Origin of the sequence: Paenibacillus ferrarius, from assembly GCF_002027705.1 — a bacterium.
GTDB lineage: Bacteria > Bacillota > Bacilli > Paenibacillales > NBRC-103111 > Paenibacillus_E > Paenibacillus_E ferrarius.
The window spans coordinates 1-21630 of sequence record NZ_MBTG01000055.1; the positions used below are offsets into that span (position 1 = coordinate 1).

A 21630-nucleotide genomic window follows, 5' to 3' on the forward strand; every position below is an offset into this window, starting at 1 on the left:
AAAAATATCAATTGTATTGCTGATGTGCTTGCTACTTCTCTTTACTATGGGATTTGTAAAGAAAGGGGAACTTATTTTGACAAGTGTTGAACCAACGGTCATTAAAACTGAACGTATATTACGATACGATTTCAGAATCAAAAATACTGGCTCTCAACGAATTATTAGTACATTCGATTATCCTGGAAATCACCTATTAGGTTTAGAAGTGACTGTAAGACCAAATGATAAACTTGCTTCGTTAATGGTGATGAGTGAAAATACGGGATTTAGAAAAATGCAACTCAGAGGCAGTGGTTCAGCTGGTATTATAGAGCCAGGTAAAGAATCATCTTTTCATGTAGAATTTCAAATTAAGGAAAACGTAGAAGTTGAAAAAGTAAAATCTACTTCACTTGACGGTGTTTTACTTATTCTAGATGGACCAAAGATTATTGCTGAAATACCTTTAACAGATAGCATAAATAAGAACACAAACTAACCTCAGCCAACAATAAAAACACCTCTTGGCTGAGGTGTAGGAGCAGTTTGCCGCGGCAGCTCTTCCTTTTTGTTTATTAAGCTAAAGGGCAGTTGAGCGTGGTACTACTTGAATCTCGAGTGCTTGCAGTCTAATTAGGAAAGGACAGGACGAATACAATCATTCGCGTGTCCTTTCAACGGTTTTGAACTGATTAATAGATTATTTGGATTGCTACGAATCTATGAGTAATTTGCACATTTGTTGGTTTGAATTGATACTTAGGTACTTATTACGAGCTCCAAATCACATCCTCGCATATAGTAAGTCCGAGGGGGTGATGAAACATGGCGCAACCGATAAATATCGGAGCAAATAGCATAGCTAAGATCGGTGATCGTTTTTTTCTGATTGTCGAGGTGGAGGCGATAACAACCGGAGTTGAAATTGATCCAGTATTTGGAGTGCGGACGACCGCACAACAAGCAGCAGCACTCCTTCGTGCAGGTGTAAAGCGTACGACATTTGCAAAAGTAGATCCGAAACCTACTAGCACAACGAAAGTCGAGTTGAAAGGCGTATTGTTTGCCAACGGACGGATTTTCAAGGTATTCGATGTGGAAAACGCGACGAGCGACATTTCCGTCCTAGTTCGGATCAACCTAGCACAGGCGCAAAGGCTTATCCGAAACGGTACCCGTATCATCAAAGTTTACAGAAAACCATTCTAAATCAGCGAAGGGGCTGCGTATACAGCTCCTTTTTTTGTTACTTGGTCATTACGCTAACGGCGAACTATAGTTCAATAGATATCTAAGAAGGCTGCCGACAGCATAGAGTGGCAGCCTTCTCAGCTAATTAGATTGTTAAACTATAATTGAATAATAACGTTCTAAGGAGGATTGTTATGCTATTTCGTGAACTGGGCAAAACGGGGAGTTAGAAGAAATTGAAGCCTTACGTTTCGGAATAGCAAATGGGCTAAAGTTAATTGATACTGCTGAAGAATATGCAAATGGCGGAGCAGAAAAAGTTGTAGGTAAGGCAATACAAGTCATATCGATTTGTATTTACAGCACTGGCCGAGTGATCAGTACGATGTTTCGGAAACAATGGGGGCAATGGTTGAACTAGTGAACAAGGGGTTTGTTAAATATGTTGGGGTGAGCAATTTCTCAATTAATCTAATGGAACGGGCCCAATTCCATTTAGGTAAAGTACCATTGGTTTGTAATCAAGTTGGATACCATTTGAATGATAGAAGTATTGAGAGTGACGTTTTACCCTTTGCTAAGGAGAATGGGCTTACGATTATGGGATATTCACCATTTGGGTATGCACCTGGTGTATTTGGTATGAAGGGTTTCCCTAGGGTCGGATCACAGGAACGAAATGTATTAGATTCAATAGGGGTAAAATACAGTAAGACTGCTCATCAAGTGGCATTAAATTGGGTGTTAAGGCAGGAAGGATTAGTTTCTATCCCCAAAGCGTCGAATAAGGAACACATTATAGATAATCTAAATGCATTGAACTGGGAGTTAGAAAAAGAAGATCTTGAACAGATAGAGTTTAACTTCCCATTCGGCGGAATAAGTTAAGCTAACGGGAACGATAAAGGAAGAGGAGTGTGCAATCACAGCTTCTCTTTTCTCTGTTACGCTAACTGGCAGGATACCTCCAAATATATGTTAATATCAAGTTACGTATAAAGAACAACTTTTCGGGGGTGGAAGCATTGTCTAATTTTCATCATTTAACAAGGGGCATTGTTATTAGTGATGATATGGTTTTACTGGCGCATGCAATTGGACATAAAAATACCTTTTTACCAGGTGGCCATGTTGAATTTGGTGAAAGTGCGCCGATTGCTCTAAAACGCGAAATTGAAGAAGAGCTAGGTTTTTCTTGCGAAGTAGAGCGTTTTTTAGGCTTGGTTGAACATACATGGGAAAAGAACAAGGAACTTCATTGCGAAATCAATCAAGCTTTCAAAGTAAGAATCTCCGAACTGGAAGGACTGAAGTCCCCAACATCTCGTGAGCCTCATATTGAATTTTATTGGGTACCTGTAAACGAACTTGATAAGCATAATTTGCAGCCTTATCCGTTCCGCAAACTTATCCAGCAGATTGTAAATGATGATGATTCTGTTTGGTGGGAAAGCACACTAGGTAGTGAAATCGATTCAGACAATATCGCTTAATTTTGGCCATTCCGCTCCCTCGGTAAGATGTAGTTTTCTCACGAATGCTCGCTTATTCGCAGGATTTCACCAGAGGACTAATCGTAAGCCTGATTGAATGGGACGAGAACCGTCAAAATGGGCAACCGATGCGCATGCGGGAACAGAAGGGGCGAGTTTTCGCTCCTTATTTTGTTGATCTGCTGAACGCTGCCCCACGTACCCCCGGAGGCTTTCACTCCCATTTCTCGACGGGTCTATGCCCTTTCATTCCTTCGTTACGCCTATCCAGAGGGTGAAGGCCGGTAATCCTAACGGTACGGGTCTATGCCCTTTTGCTCAATGCAATCTGGTACTCCGTGCAATCTTGAAATCCTGCGAATAAGCCAATTTTCGTGCCAGATCGTGAAGCGATTAAGCGAACTGTTTCATAGGAAGCACGCGATCCGGTTCGTAAGCTTCACCGCTGCGTGCTATGGCTACCAGAATGCGAGCCAGCTTGCCGCAAAGCTTCATCACTGAGCGCATGGGCTTCATGCTTTTCGTCTTTACATTCATTTCGTGCTGTCGTTTAAACGTTTCGTCGTTCATAATGAGGGCCATGGTTGCCATGAACAGGGCATGCCGAAGTCTTGGTCGGCCACGTTTGCTGATGGACATCTGGCCCTTCCACTTGCCTGAGCTTGCTTCAGCTAGGTTGAGACCGGCATGCCGCAACAACGCATTGCCATGTGTATAGCCGCTAAGATCGCCAGCTTCACCCAGTATGCCGGCGACAGACAAGATGCTCATCCCCTTTATTGCGAGCAGCGGCTTGGCCAGCGGAATACGTGCCAAGACAGTCGCCACTTCATCCTCAATTACCTGTAGTTGCTCCATAGCCAGATCATATTCGGCCAGTAGCTGTTGTATATGAAGCTTATAGGCCTTCTCGGCATGCTTTGCGCCGACCGAGTGAGCGGCCAGCGCCAGCAGCTCGCCAGCTCTTCGTTCACCGCTGTGCCGTTTCATGATTGTTTTCCAGCCATCGATTACCTGGCGAACGGTGAGTTTTTGAAGATCAGCAGGCGTTGGAAAGAGACGCAGTGTAGCGAGCGACCCGGAGCCAATGAGGTGCTTGCATACCTGTTGTGCAAAGAAAATAAAGTGTTAGACCGTAAAAATAAAGTATTAGACTGGCGGGCGCTTCATTAAGCTCCTAAAGGGCAGAATAGCGCCCCTCGCTAATTTTATTCCTCGACGGGGATGCCGGCAGCTTTCAAATGCCCATAGGTAACAATTCTACTAAACTGAGATGAAGCTTCATCCGCAGGAAGAGGCTGATCGTTTTTAATCCACCAAATGACAATCCCCATGAAAGCCGATACGAGATATTCGAGCAGCAATTCCTTGGATATCGCTAAAGGAGCGTTTCCCTGAGCAGGATTCCACCCCTCGTTTAATTTATCTTTAATGATATTCTCCATTTTCGCTCGAAACTGATAGATTCTATTCTCTTCAATTAGCATGGCGTAGTAAAAGGTAGTGTTGAGAGAAATATGCTCCAGTACCGTTTGCATGACGGTCTCGAGTATAGAAATACTGAACGGATTCATGCTGATCGGACAAAGGACGACCGTATCCTTTAATTCGCTCAACAATTCATTCATACATGTATCTAATAAATCGGGTTTATTTTGGTAGTGAAGATAAAATGTGTTTCGATTGATCATAGCCCGATCGGCAATATCCTGAATCGTTATCGCTTCATATCCTTTTTCCTGAATAAGCTCGTTAAACGCCTTTCGAATCGATTGTTTCGTGCGAAGTATTCTTAGGTCGGTTTTCTTGTTCATTATTTTCTGTCCCCTTCAATTTATTTAGAGCAGTTAAGCGACAAAGTTTGTTGAGATGTCTGTTATCCTTCAAAACTAAAGATATTGAATATTGAGTGTGATATTAATCTTTATTATAATGAGCAATAGATAAATAAACAACATAACGTTAATTATTTATCTAATGACTATAAACTTCAAGGAGGATATACAAATGACATCAAAAAACCAAAATGAACTTGTCCATAAGGCAATCGCTGTGCTGGAAAGTTTTGAGAGCGGCAACCCCGAAGCGATTACGGCTTTTGTTCATCCAAATCAATATATTCAGCACAACCAAGGCTTATCCGATGGTCGTGAGGCCATGCTTGGTGCACTTGACCATTTAAAGGAAATTGGTACGAAGGTAAGTAATAAGCGTGCTTTGGTCGACGGAGATTATGTGGTACTTCATTCCATATATGAGTTTTTTGGCCCCAAAATCATCATTGATATTTTCCGTTTTGAGGATGGACTGATTGTTGAACATTGGGACAATATGCAAGAGATGGTAGAAAAGACACCAAGCAACCATACGATGATTGACGGACCGGTCACGATAAAGGATATCGACAAGACAGATGCCAACAAAGAATTTGTCAAAAGCTATGTTGAAAACATCTTGCTTGGGAAGAACCCCGGCCTGCTTGCCGCTTACTTTGATGGGGATAACTACATTCAGCATAGTCCACATATAGCAGATGGCCTTTCCGGCCTCCATGCTGCATTGCAGGCGCTGAAGAAGAAAAATATTGAATTTGAATATACTCATGTCCATCAGGTGTTTGGTCAAGGCGATTTTGTGCTTACGGTGAGTGAAGGTCTCTTCGACGGTCAGCCTACTGCTTTCTATGACATGTTCCGCGTGGAGAATGGAAAGATCGCCGAACATTGGGACGTCATAGAGGCCATACTGCCAGCAGAAAAACGAAAGAATTTAAACAGCAGATTTTGAGTTTGGTGCAGCTGATTTGTAAAAAAGACATCACCTAAATTAATTACGGTGATGTCTTTCGCATGGCGAATGTACTTGAGCGATAAATCTTTCTTTAAATGGATATAGAAGCGTTGCTGCAGCAACGCTATTATATCCATTGCGATTAAGTGAACTTGTGGAGCAGCTATATTAAAAGGTGAGCCTTTTACAGATGAACATTGCAAAGTTGATCATCAACAAGATGTTCATTATAAATAGACGAGGAGTAGCGGATCATGAGAATACTGAAACAAAAATTGACGTGGCTGGGAGTGGCAATCGTCCTGGTCGTGTTGATCGTATTCGGGTTGGCGATGATGGGTTCGGTGCTCGGATCGAAGCCAAAGGAGCTTCCGGTGGCCCTCGTTGTCCTTGACCAGCCGACGGAGCTGGCGACTGGCGAAACGTTTGCGGTAGGGGAGATAATTCAGGAGACATTAGGTTCGAACCCGGCGCTACCGTTCGTATGGTATGTTGTGGATTCCGAGGAAAAAGCTCGGGAAGGGATGGATAAACGCGATTTTTACGGAGCGGTAGTGCTTCCGGTTGATCTGAGCACCGGATTGCTCTCGTTAGCAACTTCTTCGCCGATTCACCCTAATGTGAAGCTCATCACCAACGAGGGGATGAGCACACAAGCCTCGACGGTCGTAACACAGGCATTGGGGCAAGTGCTGAAAATGATCAACGAAGAACTGTCGCAACAGCTACTTGGGCAGATTGGGCAGCAAAAGGAGCATATTCCGGTTGAGACGGCGAAGGCTTTTATGGCACCAATGAACGTTCAGGAGGAAGTCATGCATTCACCGGGGGTGAACAATGCGTCGGGAAATGCCCCGGCTTTGTTGACTCAGATCATGTGGATCGGCAGCCTGGTGACCGGAATAGTCTTGTTCCTGGCTGGCAAGAGAGTGGTCGACGCGGGTTCAAGAAGATGGACGGTCAGTGCACTGCAAGCGATCGTGGGACTTGTGATCGTAAGCTTTTCATCGGGCTTCACAATTTGGATGGCCACGTCGTGGTACGGCATGGAAATGGCGGATGCAGGGACAACTTGGTTGTTCTTATGGCTGGTCGGATCGGCGTTCTTCTTGCTGCAATCTTCTTTGCTGAATTGGATCGGATTCCGGGCTATGCCGCTGCTCGTACTGCTGATGTTCTTCTCCATCCCTCTGCTGAACATGGCTCCGGAGTTCTTGTCACATACGACGCGAGATTGGATCTATTCATGGACGCCATTGCGGTTCGCAGCAGGAGGGCTGCGGGAAGTGATGTACTTCGGCGGACTGGACGCGGCCTCTTCGAACACCTCTGTCTTGTGGGGCGTCTTCGTGGGATTTCTGGTGCTGCTGCTCGCTTCCGGATTTAAGGCTGGTCGATCGACGGATGCCGCGCCTACTTCTGTTACAGTCGGTTTAAAATAAAGATTGATACGCTTATCAAAGAGGGTAAAACGGTTTCGTACTGAACTGTATCGGACAAATCTAAAGAAAATAATCCAGACGGAATAGATATACACCAAAATACAATCCGAAAGAACCAAGAGCTCCATAATCATTTTCTTCAGCACAGTATTACTAAGACTTATAGGTCTCGTAAAAGGTCACACAAGGCCTTAAACGATGATTTAGATGCCATTGCACATTAAACAGGATCGTGACATAGATCGAGTTCGACAGCGCTATATGCAGCTCACTAAGTCGGAGTTGGTCGATTTACTGATACGGATGGAACAGTAAATTGCGTATCAGAGTCAGTATTGGCTGAAAAGTGAATTTGAAAAGTATATAAAAATGAGTAAACCTAACATTGGTTTGTTAAATCAAACGGTACTGCCCGGTATTCAATCGGCAGCCTTGAAGGGCACTTACTTTATCTATCGAAATGGGAAGATATTATAAGAGCATCTTTAAGCTAAATGGGAACGAGAGTGCAAAACAAGGGACAGATTGCCGCGGCCGGCAACTGTCCCTTGTTTCATTTAAGGCACGTAATCTGCTGAATTCAATGCTCATCCCACATCTGATATTATAGATTAGAGACAAGAACATGTGATTAACTCCATTATTGTAAAGGGGTGTAATTGTAAAGCTTGTCCCAATTTGGCGTGGCTATGTTCGCTCTTTTCTTTAAGTCAGAAAAAGCTTGGTACAACGAAGTCATTTCGTTGGCAGATACCGCCTTATCGCTTAGCGTGGTTCTGCCGATTGGGGTTGCTAATAAAATTTTCAGCACGGTAAAAACCACCTTGCGATATTTTCGGACTAACTGTTGTTGGTTCGCAGGCGTAATTGAGTAACCATTTTTTATCAACACTTGATGGCCTTCATCTATTGCGTCAATGACGTAGTTAAGCAGCCTTTTGTCTTTTGCGGCTTTGCGCAGGTTCCCATTATACGAGACGGCAATGCGATTCAAAGGCAAGATCATAACGAAGTGGCTTTTCAGCCATTCATCCATATTTGTAAAGGTGATCGTATTATACCTTGTGTTCTTTAAAGCTTGGTCAATGACCGATCGCCAATCTAGTTGCTCTCCCAAGCCACCGAAAACCAAGGTCACCTTTGGGCCGCGCAAGCAGGTTACCCGACCGTTCTCTCTCCATCCGGCAAGCGTCTGAAAAGCAAAGGCAACCTTTTTCTCTACAGGGCTATTGGATTGCAAGTAATGCCGCATTTCAATGGGACTAGCATTATTACCCATAATAACAATGTGTTTGCTTCTATTCGCTGCAAGGGCAGGAAGGACTGCCTCGAAATCCGGATATTTCATCACTACGAAGATAAGATCGTAAACATCCTCCGGCTGTAATTCACGAATCACGTTTACTTTATCGACCGTTGTTCGGAGCTGTAAATAATGGCGGATCACATTGCCGTTCTGCTGTAACTCATCCGCGCGCCGCCCTCTGGCTAACATTGTGACTTCGTTTCCATTGTGAACTAATTCGTGAGCTAAATAACTTCCTAATACGCCTGCTCCGTAGACCAGTATTCTCATAATATTCCTCCATTTTGGTTGTTTCGCAAATAAAAAGTTTTTAAATATTTGTCAATGATATTAAAAAACTTGCAAATCGATTTTATCTCCGATCCGAATGTTCCGTCAATGTTTTTTTAATTTAAAACCATTAATTTTAAAAACCTTTCGAAATGTGCTACATTGATTTATGCGGGATGGAGGAATGTTTGATGAATAAATTCGAAATAAGGACTCAGAAAAAGAAGACGGCAGTTGTTCATGCGGCATTAAAGCTTTTTAAAGAAAAAGGATTCGTTCATGTCAGCATAAAGGATATTGCCGCTGAGTCCGGCGTATCATCTGTATCGCTATATAACTATTTCGAAAGCAAAGAAGGGATCGTCAAGGAATGCGCGAACTTTTTGATGCAAAATACCCTTCATATGGCCGAAGAGATCATGAACCAAGACATCGATTTCAAGGATAAAATCATTCAAATCATGGATATTTGCGCCGATCAGGACTATCAATTGCTGGGTTCACCTGGCGCCGTAGAGGACCATGTGTTATCGAGTCTATATAGTGAAAATACGAATAAAATTAGAATTCAAATGCTTCAAGAGCTTATTGAACTTGCGAAAGAGGAAGGGGCTATTCACTCTTCCGTTTCTCTGGAGACTGTTCTCGAATTGTTAAACGCGATTGGAACCATTCAATTATCTTGGGCAAAATCAGGAAACTATAAAGAAAAGATGGCTGAGATGAACCGTCTGTTGTTATTCGGGTTGATTGGCAATGGTTAATGACTGGCCGATTGCGTTAAGTGGGTATGTATTGGATGTGTGGGAGTGGGATGAGGTTATTTATGGATCTCTAGAGATTTCGACACTTTTCGCTTGGCGGAATCGCTGGGTAACTTCACGGAAAAGACGGAGTGCTTTTCGATTTCGCTCTATAGATGATACGGTGAACCGTATCACAGTTAATCATTACGCTAACGGGTGACTATAGTTTAATCACGATATGACGGCAGCCGGCACACGATCGGCTGCCGTTGTCTGTTGAAGTAACGGGCAGGATTGTTCAATTGTTCCACGCGAATACCTCCGCTTTCCTAAACAAAAAACCGTCCTTTAGAGGAACGGATTATTTTGTGTTTTTTACCTTCCAGCAAGGAAGCCCTGGCATATGTCCAATCACTCACTATGTACCGAGCGTATAATTATACCGTAGTGACAAATCACCAGAGGGGAATGATTAAATATGGGTGCAAGTTGTGCAGGTTATGGTGGTACTTCCAGCGCAGCAGCTGTGTTGGTACTTTATGTTCTTTTGGTTATTATCTTAATGACTTTTGCTTGGTAGTTCCTTAAACCAACATCACAAAAAAAAAACGGTCTTATCGCGAACTAGATGCGAATAAAGACCGTTTTTTTCTCGTTGTTTAACGAGGGTGACTTGAATGAGTGTTGGCTGCTGTGGTTGGCAATATCAATATATGGTCGAGTGGACGTTTCCGCACTAGGTCTATACCCCCATTTCGATACCCATTTCAACTATTCCTTCCAACATGCAGCTGTAGCCGATCCGATGGGTTGTTATTTTAGGCTAGTTTTGTGGGCGTATAACAGAGGAAACAATATTGACTACAACATAAATTATGTACAAGGCAATATTAAAAGAGGTTCTAAAGATGAGCACATGCATAACAGGTGGCTACTCCTCAGCTGCGGTGGTATTGGTCCTTTATGTTTTACTTGTAATCGTTCTTGCAGTTTTTGCTTGGTAATACAGTAATAAAAGAACAAGATGGCTCGAACATTCGAAACAGCCCATACCAATTTCTCTAGACAGAATAGACTAATAGCACCATAGCGCACACCATACCCAAAATGCTCATTCGATCTCATTCGATATCACCTTGTAGTGTACCGAAAAAGAGGAATCCTTTAAGTTTTAAGGGATTTCTTTTTTTGTGTTCATAGAATCAATTCGAGTTGTATGTACAATATACGATAATGTACCTTTGTTCAACTAACGCAAAACTATAACGTGGCGATGGAACCGATTCATCGCCTGTTTTCGTTTCCGTGCGGTCCGCTCAACTATCGGGCAGGATAGATGAATTTTGTGAATATACTTCAGGTATGCGAACGATAAAAAAATAAGTTTAACTCTTAAGATTAAAGACGTGCTACAGTCTTCAGAGTTCACTGAATTCGTTAAAGGAAATACGATCGCAGAAAAAAGAGGTCGAACCAGTAAGTTCTGGTGACCTCAAATCCGATCGGTTAGGTTATGAATTCATGAGAGATATAACCGGGCTAAAGAACAGGGAATCTTGCTAGGCCTGACAGACATCCAATGCAAGTGACGATCTATTCTTTAGTGCTAAGTGACAACAAGTGTTTTAGATTGTCATCAATAAATTGATTATCGGCACTGTTGATTCCACGACCGGCAAAATGGCCCCAGATCGATTGGATTGGTTTCAAGACAGCATTAGGTATAAGCTTAGCTTCGTATTCATTATCGTCCGCTGTGCAGAAGAGATCCGTGCTTCCCGGCATGATACAGGCAAGAGCTTTTATGCTCTGAAGTGCTTTATCAAAGTCTCCGTTATAGGAGGGGTTTGCACTGATATCTGCATGTTGGCCTGTCCATAACATTGCCAGAACATTATGAGGATCCATATTCATAAAGCTATCTTCCCAGATCCCAGCTACAAAATCCTCCAATGTGTCAAATCCCATCTCACGGTAAAGCTCTTCTCTATAAAACGCATGTGATAGTCCCCATCCCGCATACACCCGACCAACGGCACGCATGTCTGTAGAACTTAGTTGGTTTAATTTACTTGAGTCGAAGCCGACTGCAGATAGCAGTGAGGCTCTTACACCTTCCAGCACTACATATGTGTGAGGCCAAGGTTTGGCGATGCCTGCGAAAGGTGCGATTCGTTCGACCATCTCCGGGTAACTTGCCCCCCATTGAAATGCCTGAATGCCGCCCATCGACCACCCGACGACGAGAGCAATCTTTTGAATACCGAATTTTTCGGTCAGCAGTTGGTGCTGGAATCGAACGTTATCATAGATGGTTACCTGTGGAAAGTTAGCCCGATCAAATGGAGGAGGCGTGTTACTGGGAGAGGAAGATAGCCCATTGCCCAGCAAATTGGGAACGATAATAAAATATTTCTCTGGATCGAGTGCCATCCCGCTGCCAATGAGCCATTCATTCTGAACATGTTGATCCCCAAAAGCCGTTGGATAGACAATAACATTATCCTTCTGTTCATTTAATTTTCCGTATGTTTTATAAGCAAGAAAAGCATTTGGTAACGTCACTCCTGATTGTAAGAGTACATCACCCAAATTAAAAATTTCATAGTCCATCGTATAGTCGCTCCCTTCAAAATGAAAAACCACATGTTCACTGTGATCTCTTGTGCTCAGTATAGAGCTGTGATACTCTCAATAAAAGTGAATAGAATTCAAGATAGCATTCAATAAAATTGAAAGATGAAGGGGGAGCATCGGATGGAATTGCGTCAACTGAATACGTTTTGTACGGTTGCAACAACATTGAATTTCACGCGGGCAGCAGAAGTGCTGAGCTACGTTCCTTCCAACGTCACGATGCAAATTAAAGCATTGGAAGATGAGCTAGGTGTTCGCCTCTTTGATCGGTTGGGCAAGCAACTCGCGCTCACAACTGCGGGTAAACGCTTTTTAACACACGCCCAAGGCGTTCTTGAAAAAATGGACGAAGCTCGTAGTGCTGTCCATGATAATGAAAAACTAAGTGGTACCTTAACGATAAGTGCGAATGAGGTTATTTGCTCCTACCGGCTTCCACCTGTCTTCCAACGGTTTCGTTCGCAGCATCCGGGAGTTCGTCTAATCTTCCGCTCAGTTCCGAATCAAGAGCTCAAGCAAACGCTCTTTGAGGGAACCACAGATATTGTTTATATGTTGGATGAACCCATTCGCTCGAGTGGACTTTCCGTGGAACCTTTGCTGGAAGAACATTTCCGATTGTTAGCTGCTCCAGATCACCCACTCGCCAAACGAACTGTGCTTCAGTTGGAAGATTTTCACGGAGAAGTATTCCTGACGAATGAAAAGGGTTGTCCTTATCGAACTATGTTTGATCGATCATTTGAGAAAGAGGGCATTGATAGCATTACATATTTAGAGTTTCAGAGTGCTGAAGCCATTAAACAATGTGCAATTTCAGGAATCGGTATTGCCTTTCTTCCTGAGATCGCCGCGGAATCCGAAGTTGAACGCGGAGAACTTATTGTCCTCCCATGGCAAATTCCGGACTTGCAGGTATATACACAGATGTTGTGGCATAAAGACAAGTGGCTTTCACCAATCATGTTATCTTTCATAGAAGCAACCAGCGCAGTTTTTGGTTCACAAAATGAGAAACTAGTTTTTCCGACCAAGGGCAAGAACTTAACTCCATAGCTGAAAAGGTTAAGAACATGGACCAATGTCGATTAGAATATTAATCTGTTTCGTTAAGCTAACAGAGAAGCTATAGTTCAATAACGACATGAAGGCAGCCGGCACACGATCGGCTGCCGTTGTCCATTGAAGTAACGGGCAGACTACTTCCAATATGTGTTAATATAGATGTGTTAGATTTCTGTGTTGAAAGAGGTAATCCTGATTGAAATATATCGAGGTAGGTATAGGAAATACATGGATTGTTAGAACGGAAACCGAGTTGGAGGATGGTTCTGAGGTTGAGCAAAAGGGTATTATAAAGCCAATTATTTTTTACTCATTCTATCTAAGATTATGGATTGGTAAAACGGTTTTCATTTGGGACTCCAAACAAGGATTCAAAAAAATGTCCAAACCACGAAAAGCATTTAAACTTATACTGGGGTTAACAAGTTATCTACCCGATGACGGAGTCAAGCTTGGTGGTTAACCTAACGAGAAACAATAGGTCAATTACGAAATAACGGCAATTAGTATATAATCGGCTGCCGTTATCCATTGAAGCACGGGCAGTTTTGTTGAAGAAGTAAAAAATACCACTTAGAGGTGAAATACATTATGGAAAATGAGAAACTAAACATATTTGACAAAGATAGAAATCAAGTAGGTGTTGCTACACGTGAAGAAGTACATAGAGTAGGACATTGGCATGAAGCATTCCATTGTTGGTTCTTTAGTAGAGAAAATGAGGTGGATTATATTTATCTTCAACTTCGTAGTGATATGAAAAAGGATTATCCGAATCTTTTGGATATTACTGCTGCTGGACATTTATTAGCTCATGAAACAGTACATGATGGGGCAAGAGAAATTAAAGAAGAAATTGGAATTGAAGTTTCTTTTAATGAGTTAGTGTCATTAGGAATTATTGAATACTGCGAAATAAAAGAAAACTTTATCGATAATGAATTAGCTAACGTGTTTTTATATGAAACTAATAATACTTTTGTTGATTTTACACTGCAAAAAGAAGAAGTTTCAGGGATTGTAAGAGTTGAATTTGATGATTTTTATGAGTTTTGGCTAGGAAACAAAGAAGAAATTAGAGTTAAGGGATTTGAAATAAATAAGGTCGGAAAGAAGGTTTTGATTGATAAGAATGTTGGAAAAAGTGAATTTGTGCCACATGCAAATTCATTTTATGTAAGCATTGTAAAATTGATTAGAGAAAAATTAGTGAATAAAAGATAAGATTCAAATTCTTTTCTTACTCAGCTAACGAGGAAGTACGACAAGTTCTGCTATAAGCACCAAACAGTGTGAAAAGCAGAAGATTACAGCAGTAATCTTAACTTTACAACCGAGGATGGGAATGACGGAACCATGTATCCCGAAACCATCCCGCCAATACTCCTGCGTGCTTCATGTTTAACAGAATATGAGGTGTGAAGTACAGGTAGATTCGGCAGAACGAAGGCTGTAGCCATTCGAATAGAAAAAGGTATGCCAACGGATATGTCGCGCGGCTGAAAAACTAGATATGGTGAGAATGTTCAAACAGACTGAACTGACGAACTCCCGAATGTACAGGTCTAAAGTTAGAGCAAATGGAAACATATGCACCATCAAACGATGGGGTGAGCGGCGTAAAGTAAGAATTTCTTCTATGAAATACGCTATGCCGAACAATGGTGGCATTGGTCTCACAGGCTTAGAGGGAGCACCTAAGTCTAGAAAGAATAGCTAGGATGTAAGGGACTTGGAAAGCAAGGGACGTTGCAACAAGGGCTGTTACCCAAAACGTTTGTTATAAGGCACATGCCGAAATACATTAATCCTTGTGAGGGCAGGGGCACGACTGGTGAAACTCCTGTAATGGGAGTGGAGGAACAGCCCCAAGTCTGACTGAAAAGAACGATTGTTTTCCAAACGTGAATTGCACCGATCAGGTAGGAACGTGGGGACATCAATGGATGCCACAGTGCAAGCTACTAGGATGACCTAACAGTCTATATCCTTGAGTAACGAGGAACTTATGATCTAGTAAAGTCAGTTAGAGGGAACGAAGGATGCCGGGAAACTGGCACGTCCGGTGTGGCGCAGGGGAAAAGCTGGAGATCAAATCAAACGCTTACCTATTGCAACCGATTGTTGAACAAACCTAAAGAGGCTGCCGCGTGCAGCCTTTTGTGCAAACGGGCGGGATAACGAAACCTAACTTACACAATTAACATCTAAACAAGAGTGGGACTAAATGAAAGGAGTGTTCGTTTGGTCAATTTTGGAATAATTATAGTATTGTTTATAGGTACCGGATTACTATTCGTCATACGTTCGAAATCGTCACAAAGGAGTTTAAGTTTGCGTTGGGTAGGTTATGCACTTATTCTAATGGCACTATTTCTTGTTGTTATTAGAATACTATTCAATCTCAATGAAGCATCACATTATCAATAAATATCAACATCTCAAGGTTAAGGGGCGGTGAACGAGAACTCCAAGTTCTTGTCCCGAGTCAGAGGACAAGAACTTGTTCAGATGACTGATCAAAAACGATCTAAAGAGGTTCGCGTAATAAGTATGATTCTCATGAACAGCATTAAACCTGAGAGTTATATATTCTCAGCTAGAAGAAGGTCTCTTATTAACTTTAAATGAACTGGCATGCAGATTTTTTTGATTAAGCAGGCTGGCTTTTGATTTTTGATGTTATCTAACCCGATCTGACCTAGCATTTCTATATTACCTTTACTAAGTAACTGGTTCACTATTCATCTTTCGTCCTTAGCCATTTTACCTGTACGCCCAAATTGGGCATAATATAATGCAGCTACGACAACGATAAGAATGGGAAGTATCAGGAAAATATTGCTATATACGAAAGTCGCACTGTTTTGTGGTATCGGATTTAAGTGAATGGTGGATGTGCCCAGATCTAGTATCTTGCCGATAATAGCTGTTGATGTAGCCGTAGCAATAAAAGTGACCATCGAGAATAATCCCATCCCTACGCCAATATTCTCTTTTGAGAGTGTACGTGAAACAGTGTTTGACAATGCAATTTGCATGAACGATTGACCAAGAATACCGAAAATGAGAAAGATCGCAATAAATACTGGCGACATACCAACGACGGAAGACAAAGAGATGAAACCGATAATAAGAAGTGCAGCTGCAGTAAACACAAGGAAACGATCTCCCTTTTCATCTGCTAATTTACCGCCTCGTCGACCCCAAAGCGCGGCCATTAAAGACGACGGCAACATAACTATTCCGATGAAAACCGGTGACAAGTGGTTTACAGAAGAAAGTAGCTGAGGTGTAATGAATGGAAAAGCAAAGCCAATCCCGATCATGACGAAAGTAATAATTAGACCGAATGAAAACGGTTTGTTTCGAAATATGGTTGGGTTTATGAATGGGTTTGGAGTATAGCGTATACGTAGTACGAAAAAAATGAAAGTAAGAGTTCCCCCTAAGGCAAGCCAAACACTTCCGCTTGTTAGAGCCAGTAACAAAATGGCTACGGTACCAGCCAGAAGTACTCCGCCAATATAATCCATTTTTCTGGTAACTCCCTTTTCATCATCTAAATATTTCCGATACATCGGCAACGTAAGTAATGATAAAAGCGAGATTACAAATAGTACCCGCCAGTTCCATGTACTGCTTACCACACCAGCGATGATCGGACCAATGGCCAAACCAAGTGAAAATCCGATTGCAACGGTACCCAATGCACGACCGCGCCTTTCAGATGTAAAGTAACGAACTGGTACAATCATAGAAATCGCCGGAATGACCGATGCACCAGCTGCCTGTACAATTCGCCCCACAATGACCATCCAATATTCACTAGCCACTAAACCGATGACAGACCCAAATGCAAAAAGTAGTAGACCAAACGTCAACAAATTCTTCAAGCTGTATCTGTCTGTCAATTTACCGTAAGTTACCGAGCCAATTGCATACACAATCATATAGCCTGTGATGATCCAACTCGCTTGCGATGAAGAAATTTGAAATTGTTTACTGATATTAGGGAGTACAATATTAAACATGGTTGCATTCATGACGGATATTATGAGTGTAAAGACAAGTAAACCAAGTAATAACTCTCCTTTATTTTTTTGAACGTTATGATTGGTTTGCATTGGAATGCCTCATTTCTATAAGATAAAACGTATTGATGAAATAAAGAGCCTGTATTCCATTGATGATTAAATGTTTCACCTGATTAAGCCGACAAGGTAATGTTTTAAATACTTCGCTGGCAGAGATGCTCAACGCTAATTTACTGAAAAGTCCTCAATTATGAGGACTTTTCAGTTTTTCTGGATATATTTTAAATTTTACTTTGTTTTTAATCTTGCTCCCACAGCTGCAAATGATGGTATGCTTCAAAATTATAATTGGCTGCTGGCAATTGGGGCATACATGATGTGGCTGATCGTTCAGCCTCATATGATTCTCTCCTATGCTTCAACATCTTGGGTTACTTGATTTCCCCTGTTGCCATGAGAACTGCTCTGCCCAGCGTATGACTCAACATGGTGAATCCAAGGAGAGCTGGCGTGGAATTAGGGGCGACACTGATATTTTCGACGTCCAGCGCATGAACAACAAAATAATATCGATGAGGACCGTGTCCCGCTGGAGGCGCTGCGCCGATAAAGCGATCGAGTCTCAAATCATTCGGTAGTTGCAGGGAGCCTTGAGGCAAACCGCTGGAATACTCATCGCCTGCGCCTGTGGGTAGCTCGGTAACGCTGGCAGGGATATTGATAACTGCCCAGTGCCACAACCCCGATCCAGTTGGGGCGTCCGGATCATATGCAGTTACGACAAAACTCTTTGTCCCGTCGGGTGCACCCGACCACTTCAAATGGGGCGAGAGATCTTTACTTCCCTCTAGTGTTGACATCTCCGAATAATGCTGGGCCGGTAGAGGATGTCCCTCCACAATGTCATTACTCTCCAACTGAAAGACTGCTACTTCTGGCAATTTGGAAAATGGATTGTTGTTCATTATAAATTACCTCCTTTTATTTTCATTTTCGATAATACATTAAATAATCGATTCTGTAAATGATAATCGATTTAATCATTTGTTATCGAATTTAATGTTTGTTTTTTATTGATATCGGTGTAAACTATCTAAATACAATTACGTATAATTATAATGTGCATGAAGGAAGGTGCTGCTTCATGGCCAAAAGAAATGGTTCGTCCACCTTAAGCGAGAATGTGAAGAAGAAACTACAATCCGATATTTTGACTGGACAATATGAACCAGGCGCTCCATTAAAAGTTTTGGAATTAGCTAAAGGTTTCGAAGTCTCAGTTGCCGTTGTTCGCGAAGCGTTGACGCGATTGGCGACTCAGGGTCTGGTACAGCAAAATCCTAACCACGGATTTTCAGTAAAGACGGCGTCGGAAGAAGAACTGAACAACATCATACAAGCGAGGTTAATCAATGAATCCGAAGCTTTACGCCTATCCATCGCCTATGGTGATCTCACATGGGAATCTATTGTAATTGCCGTGCATCACAAGCTATCGCAAACGACTGAGTACAAGGAAGTGAATGAAAAGCTTGTCGTCCGCGAAGAATGGTCTGAGATTCATCGTCAATTTCATTACGAGCTTATTGCTGCATGCCCTAATCCAGTTCTCTTAGATATCTGCAGCAACCTTTGGGATTTGAGCGAGTTTTATCGGCATTGTTCACCCCAGCAACAGCAAGTTCGCGATGGACTCGCTGAACATAAGGCATTAACAGATGCCGTTCTTAGCCGCGATGGTGAACGTGCTACACAGCTCTTTAGAGCACACATCCAACTAACCGCTGAGGTCTTATTTGACAACCAATAAGTTGTTTATAAGATTCAAAAGTTTACGTCGAAACTTATCGGTTACCTGGGGAATTGGATAGGGACGGGGATACTTACTCAGGTGGCTCCTCTTCGAGTTAAGTGCTTCGGAAGAGGTTGGAAACTGTAATGAGTAACTACAAGTCATTAAGCTAACGGAGAAGTATGACAAGTTATGCTATAAGCGCCAACCAGCGTGAAAAGCAGAAGATTACAATGAGTAATCTTAACTTTACAATCGAGGATGGGAATGATGGAACCAAGTATCCCGAAACCATTCCGTCAATACTCCTGTGCGCGTCATGTTTAACAGAACATGAGGTGTGGAGATCAGGTAGATTCGGCAGAACGAAGGCTGGAGCCATTCGAATAGAAAAGGTATGCCAATGGATATGCCGCGCGGCTGAAAAACTGGATATGGTGAGAATGTTCAAACAAACTGAACTGACGAACTTCCGAATGTACAGTTCTAAAGTTAGAGCCTGTGGAAACATATGCACCATCAAACGATGGGGTGAGCGGCGTAAAGTAAGAATTTTTCCTATGAAATACGCTATGCCGAACAATGGCGGCATTGGTCTCACAGGCTTAGAGGAAGCACCTAAGTCCAGAAAGAATAGCTAGGATGTAAGGGACTTGGAAAGCAAGGACGTTGCAACAAGGGCTGTTACCTGAAACGGTTGTTATAAGGCACATGCCGAAATACATTAATCCTTGTGAGGGCAGGGGCATGACTGATGAATCTCCTGTAATGGGAGTGGAGGAACAGCCCCAAGTCTAACTGAAAAGAAAAATTGTTTTCCAAGCGTGATTTGCACCGATCAGGTAGGAACAGGGGAAAAGCTAGAGATGACATCAAATGCTTACCTATTGTTACCGTTTATAGTTTAATCATTACTTGACGGCAGCCGGCTACTCGATCGGCTGCCGTTGTCTGTTGAAGTAACGGGCAGGAGAATCTAGTTTCATTATGGAATAGGATAGAGAAGTAAAATCGGTGATTTTTGTTCTGAATGTAGTAGAAAGATTGCTTTGGACTTAGGGAGGCTCTAAAATGGAATGTCATGTTAGTAAGGGAATAATTAATTATGAAGTCTGTGGAGAGGGAAGCCCTATTATTGTGTTACATATGATGGGCACAGATCATCGATCCATGAAGTCGTGGCTTGAACCCATTTTTATAGAGAGAGATGACTGGAAGAGAATTTATGTGGACATTCCCGCCCATGGAAAAAGTGCAATAACCGAGCAAGTAAAAGGTACGGAAGATATGCTTGATATGATCATTGAGTTTATTGATACAGTTCTTCCTAATCAAATGTTTTCAGTTATTGGAGCCTCATTCGGGGGTTATCTAGCACAAGGAATTATACACAAAAAAAGAGAGTCAATAAAAGGTATTTGCTTGCTCGCCACTGCTCTACACCTACCTGGGAGCGAGAGAAAACTACCTGCAAAAGTTGTTTATGAAGAAGACAATAGCTTATTTGGAGAGCTTGATGAGGATATATATATTGCTTTTCAATTACTCATGGTATATCAAAACAAATCAAATTTATTAACTTTCTTAAAAGAAGTACAGCCAGGACGTTCCCTCGCAAATCGTGAATTCTTAGCCTCCGATTGGAAAAAAGAGGGCTATTATTATAAGTTTGAGCCATTTAGCAATGTTGAACAGTTACATCAGCCAACACTTATTATTTTGGGAAGGCAGGACTCTATATGCGGATATGAGGATCAGATAAAACTTTTGAGGAAATTCAATCACGCTTCTTTTGCAATACTCGATCAAGCAGGACATATGATTCAGATTGAGCAAAGGGCAACACTTATTAGTTTGGTGATGGACTGGCTATTCAGAGTTGATAAACACTTCAACTAACGACGAACGCTAGTACAACACACAGCTTAAGCGTTAAGATTAAATCCTCCCAATTCTAGCAAAGCTAGAGATAACATATATTTGGGAGGGTTTTTATTATGACATTGAAGGAGTTATGGATGCTGTATGAAGCTGACAAACGTATCCTGGGGTTCAGCTCGCATACCATGAAAGCATACTTTCTACAACTCAACATGTTGATTCGTGAACTGGGTAATCTGGAGATTGAAGAAATATTCTTAAATATGCTAAAAGATTATTTTGCAAGAGCATCAGAGCGATTAAAACCAAGTAGCTTAGGTCATCGAATTCGATTTGTACGCTCCCTATTTCGCTTTGCATTTGAAGAAGGCCATATGACAAGGAATCCTTCTCACAAGTTGAGAGAACCTAAGATGGACAAACGTATTCCGAAATTCCTAGTTGAGGAGGATGTTATTCATCTTAAGATTACCTGTCATTCTCATCGGGAGCATGCTCTGTTGGAGTTTCTGTACTGTACAGGCTGCCGTGTTGGAGAGGTTCAGAAAATAAATATTGAAGATGTTAATTGGGAGAACTGTTCAGCAATTGTGAATGGTAAGGGTTCTAAACAAAGAGAGGTATATTTCACTACCGAATGTAAGGTTTGGTTAAAAAGATATTTAGAGAGCCGTGGGGATACTTGTAAAGCATTGTTTGTTACTGAAACGAATCCGACCCGACGATTGTCGATTCCAACAATACGTTGGGCATTAAAAAAGCTGGCAAAACGAGGGGGAATTAATGCTAATGTATATCCTCATCGATTCCGTCACACATATGCATGTCAATTACTAGATAACGGTGCACCGCTAGAATTTATTCAGGGTATGCTTGGGCATGAAAAAGCATCTACTACACAGATTTATGCTCAGCTGCGCGGTGAGCGTAGGAGAGAATTATATCGTCGGTACTTTTAAGGCCATCATCGGTCACTTCTCAGCTAAAGGGCAGGATAA

Annotated in this window: 21 protein-coding genes; 15 read left to right on the forward strand and 6 right to left on the reverse strand. The window is 42.1% G+C overall.

Annotated features, from left to right (window positions below):
* The 4 genes from BC351_RS35135 to BC351_RS35150 form a co-directional block, all read left to right on the forward strand.
* A partial coding sequence (locus tag BC351_RS35135; RefSeq protein WP_208629899.1) for a hypothetical protein occupies positions 1-481 on the forward strand: 481 nt, incomplete at its 5' end.
* Positions 482-807: 326 nt separating this feature from the next.
* Complete coding sequence (locus BC351_RS35140; RefSeq protein ID WP_079413623.1) at positions 808-1191, forward strand: hypothetical protein; 384 nt, start codon at positions 808-810, stop codon at positions 1189-1191.
* 327 nt (positions 1192-1518) lie between these two features.
* Positions 1519-2061, forward strand: a complete 543-nt coding sequence (locus BC351_RS35145; RefSeq protein WP_079419844.1) for an aldo/keto reductase — start codon at positions 1519-1521, stop codon at positions 2059-2061.
* A gap of 137 nt (positions 2062-2198) precedes the next feature.
* Entirely contained in the window at positions 2199-2666 is a 468-nt protein-coding gene (locus BC351_RS35150; protein ID WP_079419846.1) for an NUDIX domain-containing protein, read from the forward strand.
* 393 nt (positions 2667-3059) lie between these two features.
* Here the strand turns inward: BC351_RS35150 and BC351_RS35155 are convergent, their stop codons facing one another.
* Together BC351_RS35155 and BC351_RS35160 are read right to left on the reverse strand one after the other, a co-directional pair.
* Positions 3060-3656: a transposase gene (locus tag BC351_RS35155; protein WP_079419848.1), complete on the reverse strand. Its 597-nt coding sequence runs from the start codon at positions 3654-3656 to the stop codon at positions 3060-3062.
* 218 nt (positions 3657-3874) lie between these two features.
* The gene (locus BC351_RS35160) at positions 3875-4480 is read right to left on the reverse strand and encodes a TetR/AcrR family transcriptional regulator (protein ID WP_079419850.1); all 606 of its coding nucleotides are present in this window, start codon (positions 4478-4480) and stop codon (positions 3875-3877) included.
* A 193-nt stretch (positions 4481-4673) separates the two neighbouring features.
* Between BC351_RS35160 and BC351_RS35165 the strand changes: the two genes are divergently transcribed.
* Both BC351_RS35165 and BC351_RS35170 read left to right on the forward strand, forming a co-directional pair.
* Entirely contained in the window at positions 4674-5453 is a 780-nt protein-coding gene (locus tag BC351_RS35165; protein WP_079419852.1) for a nuclear transport factor 2 family protein, read from the forward strand.
* Between the two features lie 257 nt (positions 5454-5710).
* Positions 5711-6898: a YhgE/Pip domain-containing protein gene (locus BC351_RS35170; protein ID WP_079419854.1), complete on the forward strand. Its 1188-nt coding sequence runs from the start codon at positions 5711-5713 to the stop codon at positions 6896-6898.
* A 640-nt stretch (positions 6899-7538) separates the two neighbouring features.
* Here the strand turns inward: BC351_RS35170 and BC351_RS35175 are convergent.
* The gene (locus BC351_RS35175) at positions 7539-8474 is read right to left on the reverse strand and encodes a ketopantoate reductase family protein (RefSeq protein ID WP_079419857.1); all 936 of its coding nucleotides are present in this window, start codon (positions 8472-8474) and stop codon (positions 7539-7541) included.
* Positions 8475-8665: 191 nt separating this feature from the next.
* Between BC351_RS35175 and BC351_RS35180 the strand changes: the two genes are divergently transcribed.
* Both BC351_RS35180 and BC351_RS41890 read left to right on the forward strand, forming a co-directional pair.
* A complete protein-coding gene (locus tag BC351_RS35180; protein WP_079419859.1) occupies positions 8666-9238 on the forward strand; it encodes a TetR/AcrR family transcriptional regulator in 573 nt (190 codons plus the stop codon).
* Positions 9231-9440, forward strand: coding sequence for a hypothetical protein (locus tag BC351_RS41890; protein WP_144028627.1), 210 nt, complete (start codon positions 9231-9233; stop codon positions 9438-9440). The genes BC351_RS35180 and BC351_RS41890 overlap by 8 nt, the downstream gene beginning before the upstream one ends.
* Before the next feature lie 1373 nt (positions 9441-10813).
* Here the strand turns inward: BC351_RS41890 and BC351_RS35185 are convergent.
* Positions 10814-11833, reverse strand: a complete 1020-nt coding sequence (locus BC351_RS35185) for an alpha/beta fold hydrolase (RefSeq protein WP_079419862.1) — start codon at positions 11831-11833, stop codon at positions 10814-10816.
* A gap of 144 nt (positions 11834-11977) precedes the next feature.
* Between BC351_RS35185 and BC351_RS35190 the strand changes: the two genes are divergently transcribed.
* The 3 genes from BC351_RS35190 to BC351_RS35200 all read left to right on the forward strand — a co-directional run bounded on the left by BC351_RS35190 (position 11978) and on the right by BC351_RS35200 (position 14146).
* Entirely contained in the window at positions 11978-12913 is a 936-nt protein-coding gene (locus BC351_RS35190; RefSeq protein ID WP_079419864.1) for a LysR family transcriptional regulator, read from the forward strand.
* A gap of 205 nt (positions 12914-13118) precedes the next feature.
* Positions 13119-13385 carry a DUF3977 family protein gene (locus BC351_RS35195; protein WP_079419866.1) on the forward strand — a complete coding sequence of 89 codons (267 nt, stop codon included), beginning with the start codon at positions 13119-13121 and terminating at the stop codon, positions 13383-13385.
* 128 nt (positions 13386-13513) lie between these two features.
* Complete coding sequence (locus tag BC351_RS35200; RefSeq protein ID WP_079419869.1) at positions 13514-14146, forward strand: NUDIX hydrolase; 633 nt, start codon at positions 13514-13516, stop codon at positions 14144-14146.
* Between the two features lie 1520 nt (positions 14147-15666).
* Here BC351_RS35200 and BC351_RS35205 read toward each other — a convergent pair.
* Together BC351_RS35205 and BC351_RS35215 are read right to left on the reverse strand one after the other, a co-directional pair.
* Positions 15667-17049, reverse strand: a complete 1383-nt coding sequence (locus tag BC351_RS35205) for an MFS transporter (protein ID WP_079419872.1) — start codon at positions 17047-17049, stop codon at positions 15667-15669.
* Positions 17050-17390: 341 nt separating this feature from the next.
* Entirely contained in the window at positions 17391-17924 is a 534-nt protein-coding gene (locus BC351_RS35215) for a YbhB/YbcL family Raf kinase inhibitor-like protein (RefSeq protein WP_079419877.1), read from the reverse strand.
* Between the two features lie 179 nt (positions 17925-18103).
* On the opposite strand from BC351_RS35215, the gene BC351_RS35220 reads away from it, so the two are divergent.
* From BC351_RS35220 to BC351_RS35235, 4 genes are all read left to right on the forward strand, one after another.
* On the forward strand, positions 18104-18769 hold the full coding sequence (locus BC351_RS35220) for a GntR family transcriptional regulator (protein WP_079419880.1): 666 nt from the start codon (positions 18104-18106) through the stop codon (positions 18767-18769).
* A 215-nt stretch (positions 18770-18984) separates the two neighbouring features.
* A complete protein-coding gene (locus BC351_RS35225; RefSeq protein WP_144028629.1) occupies positions 18985-19392 on the forward strand; it encodes a hypothetical protein in 408 nt (135 codons plus the stop codon).
* A gap of 430 nt (positions 19393-19822) precedes the next feature.
* A complete protein-coding gene (locus BC351_RS35230; protein WP_079419884.1) occupies positions 19823-20650 on the forward strand; it encodes an alpha/beta fold hydrolase in 828 nt (275 codons plus the stop codon).
* A 98-nt stretch (positions 20651-20748) separates the two neighbouring features.
* Entirely contained in the window at positions 20749-21591 is an 843-nt protein-coding gene (locus BC351_RS35235; protein WP_079419886.1) for a tyrosine-type recombinase/integrase, read from the forward strand.
* The last annotated feature ends 39 nt before the right edge of the window (positions 21592-21630 follow it).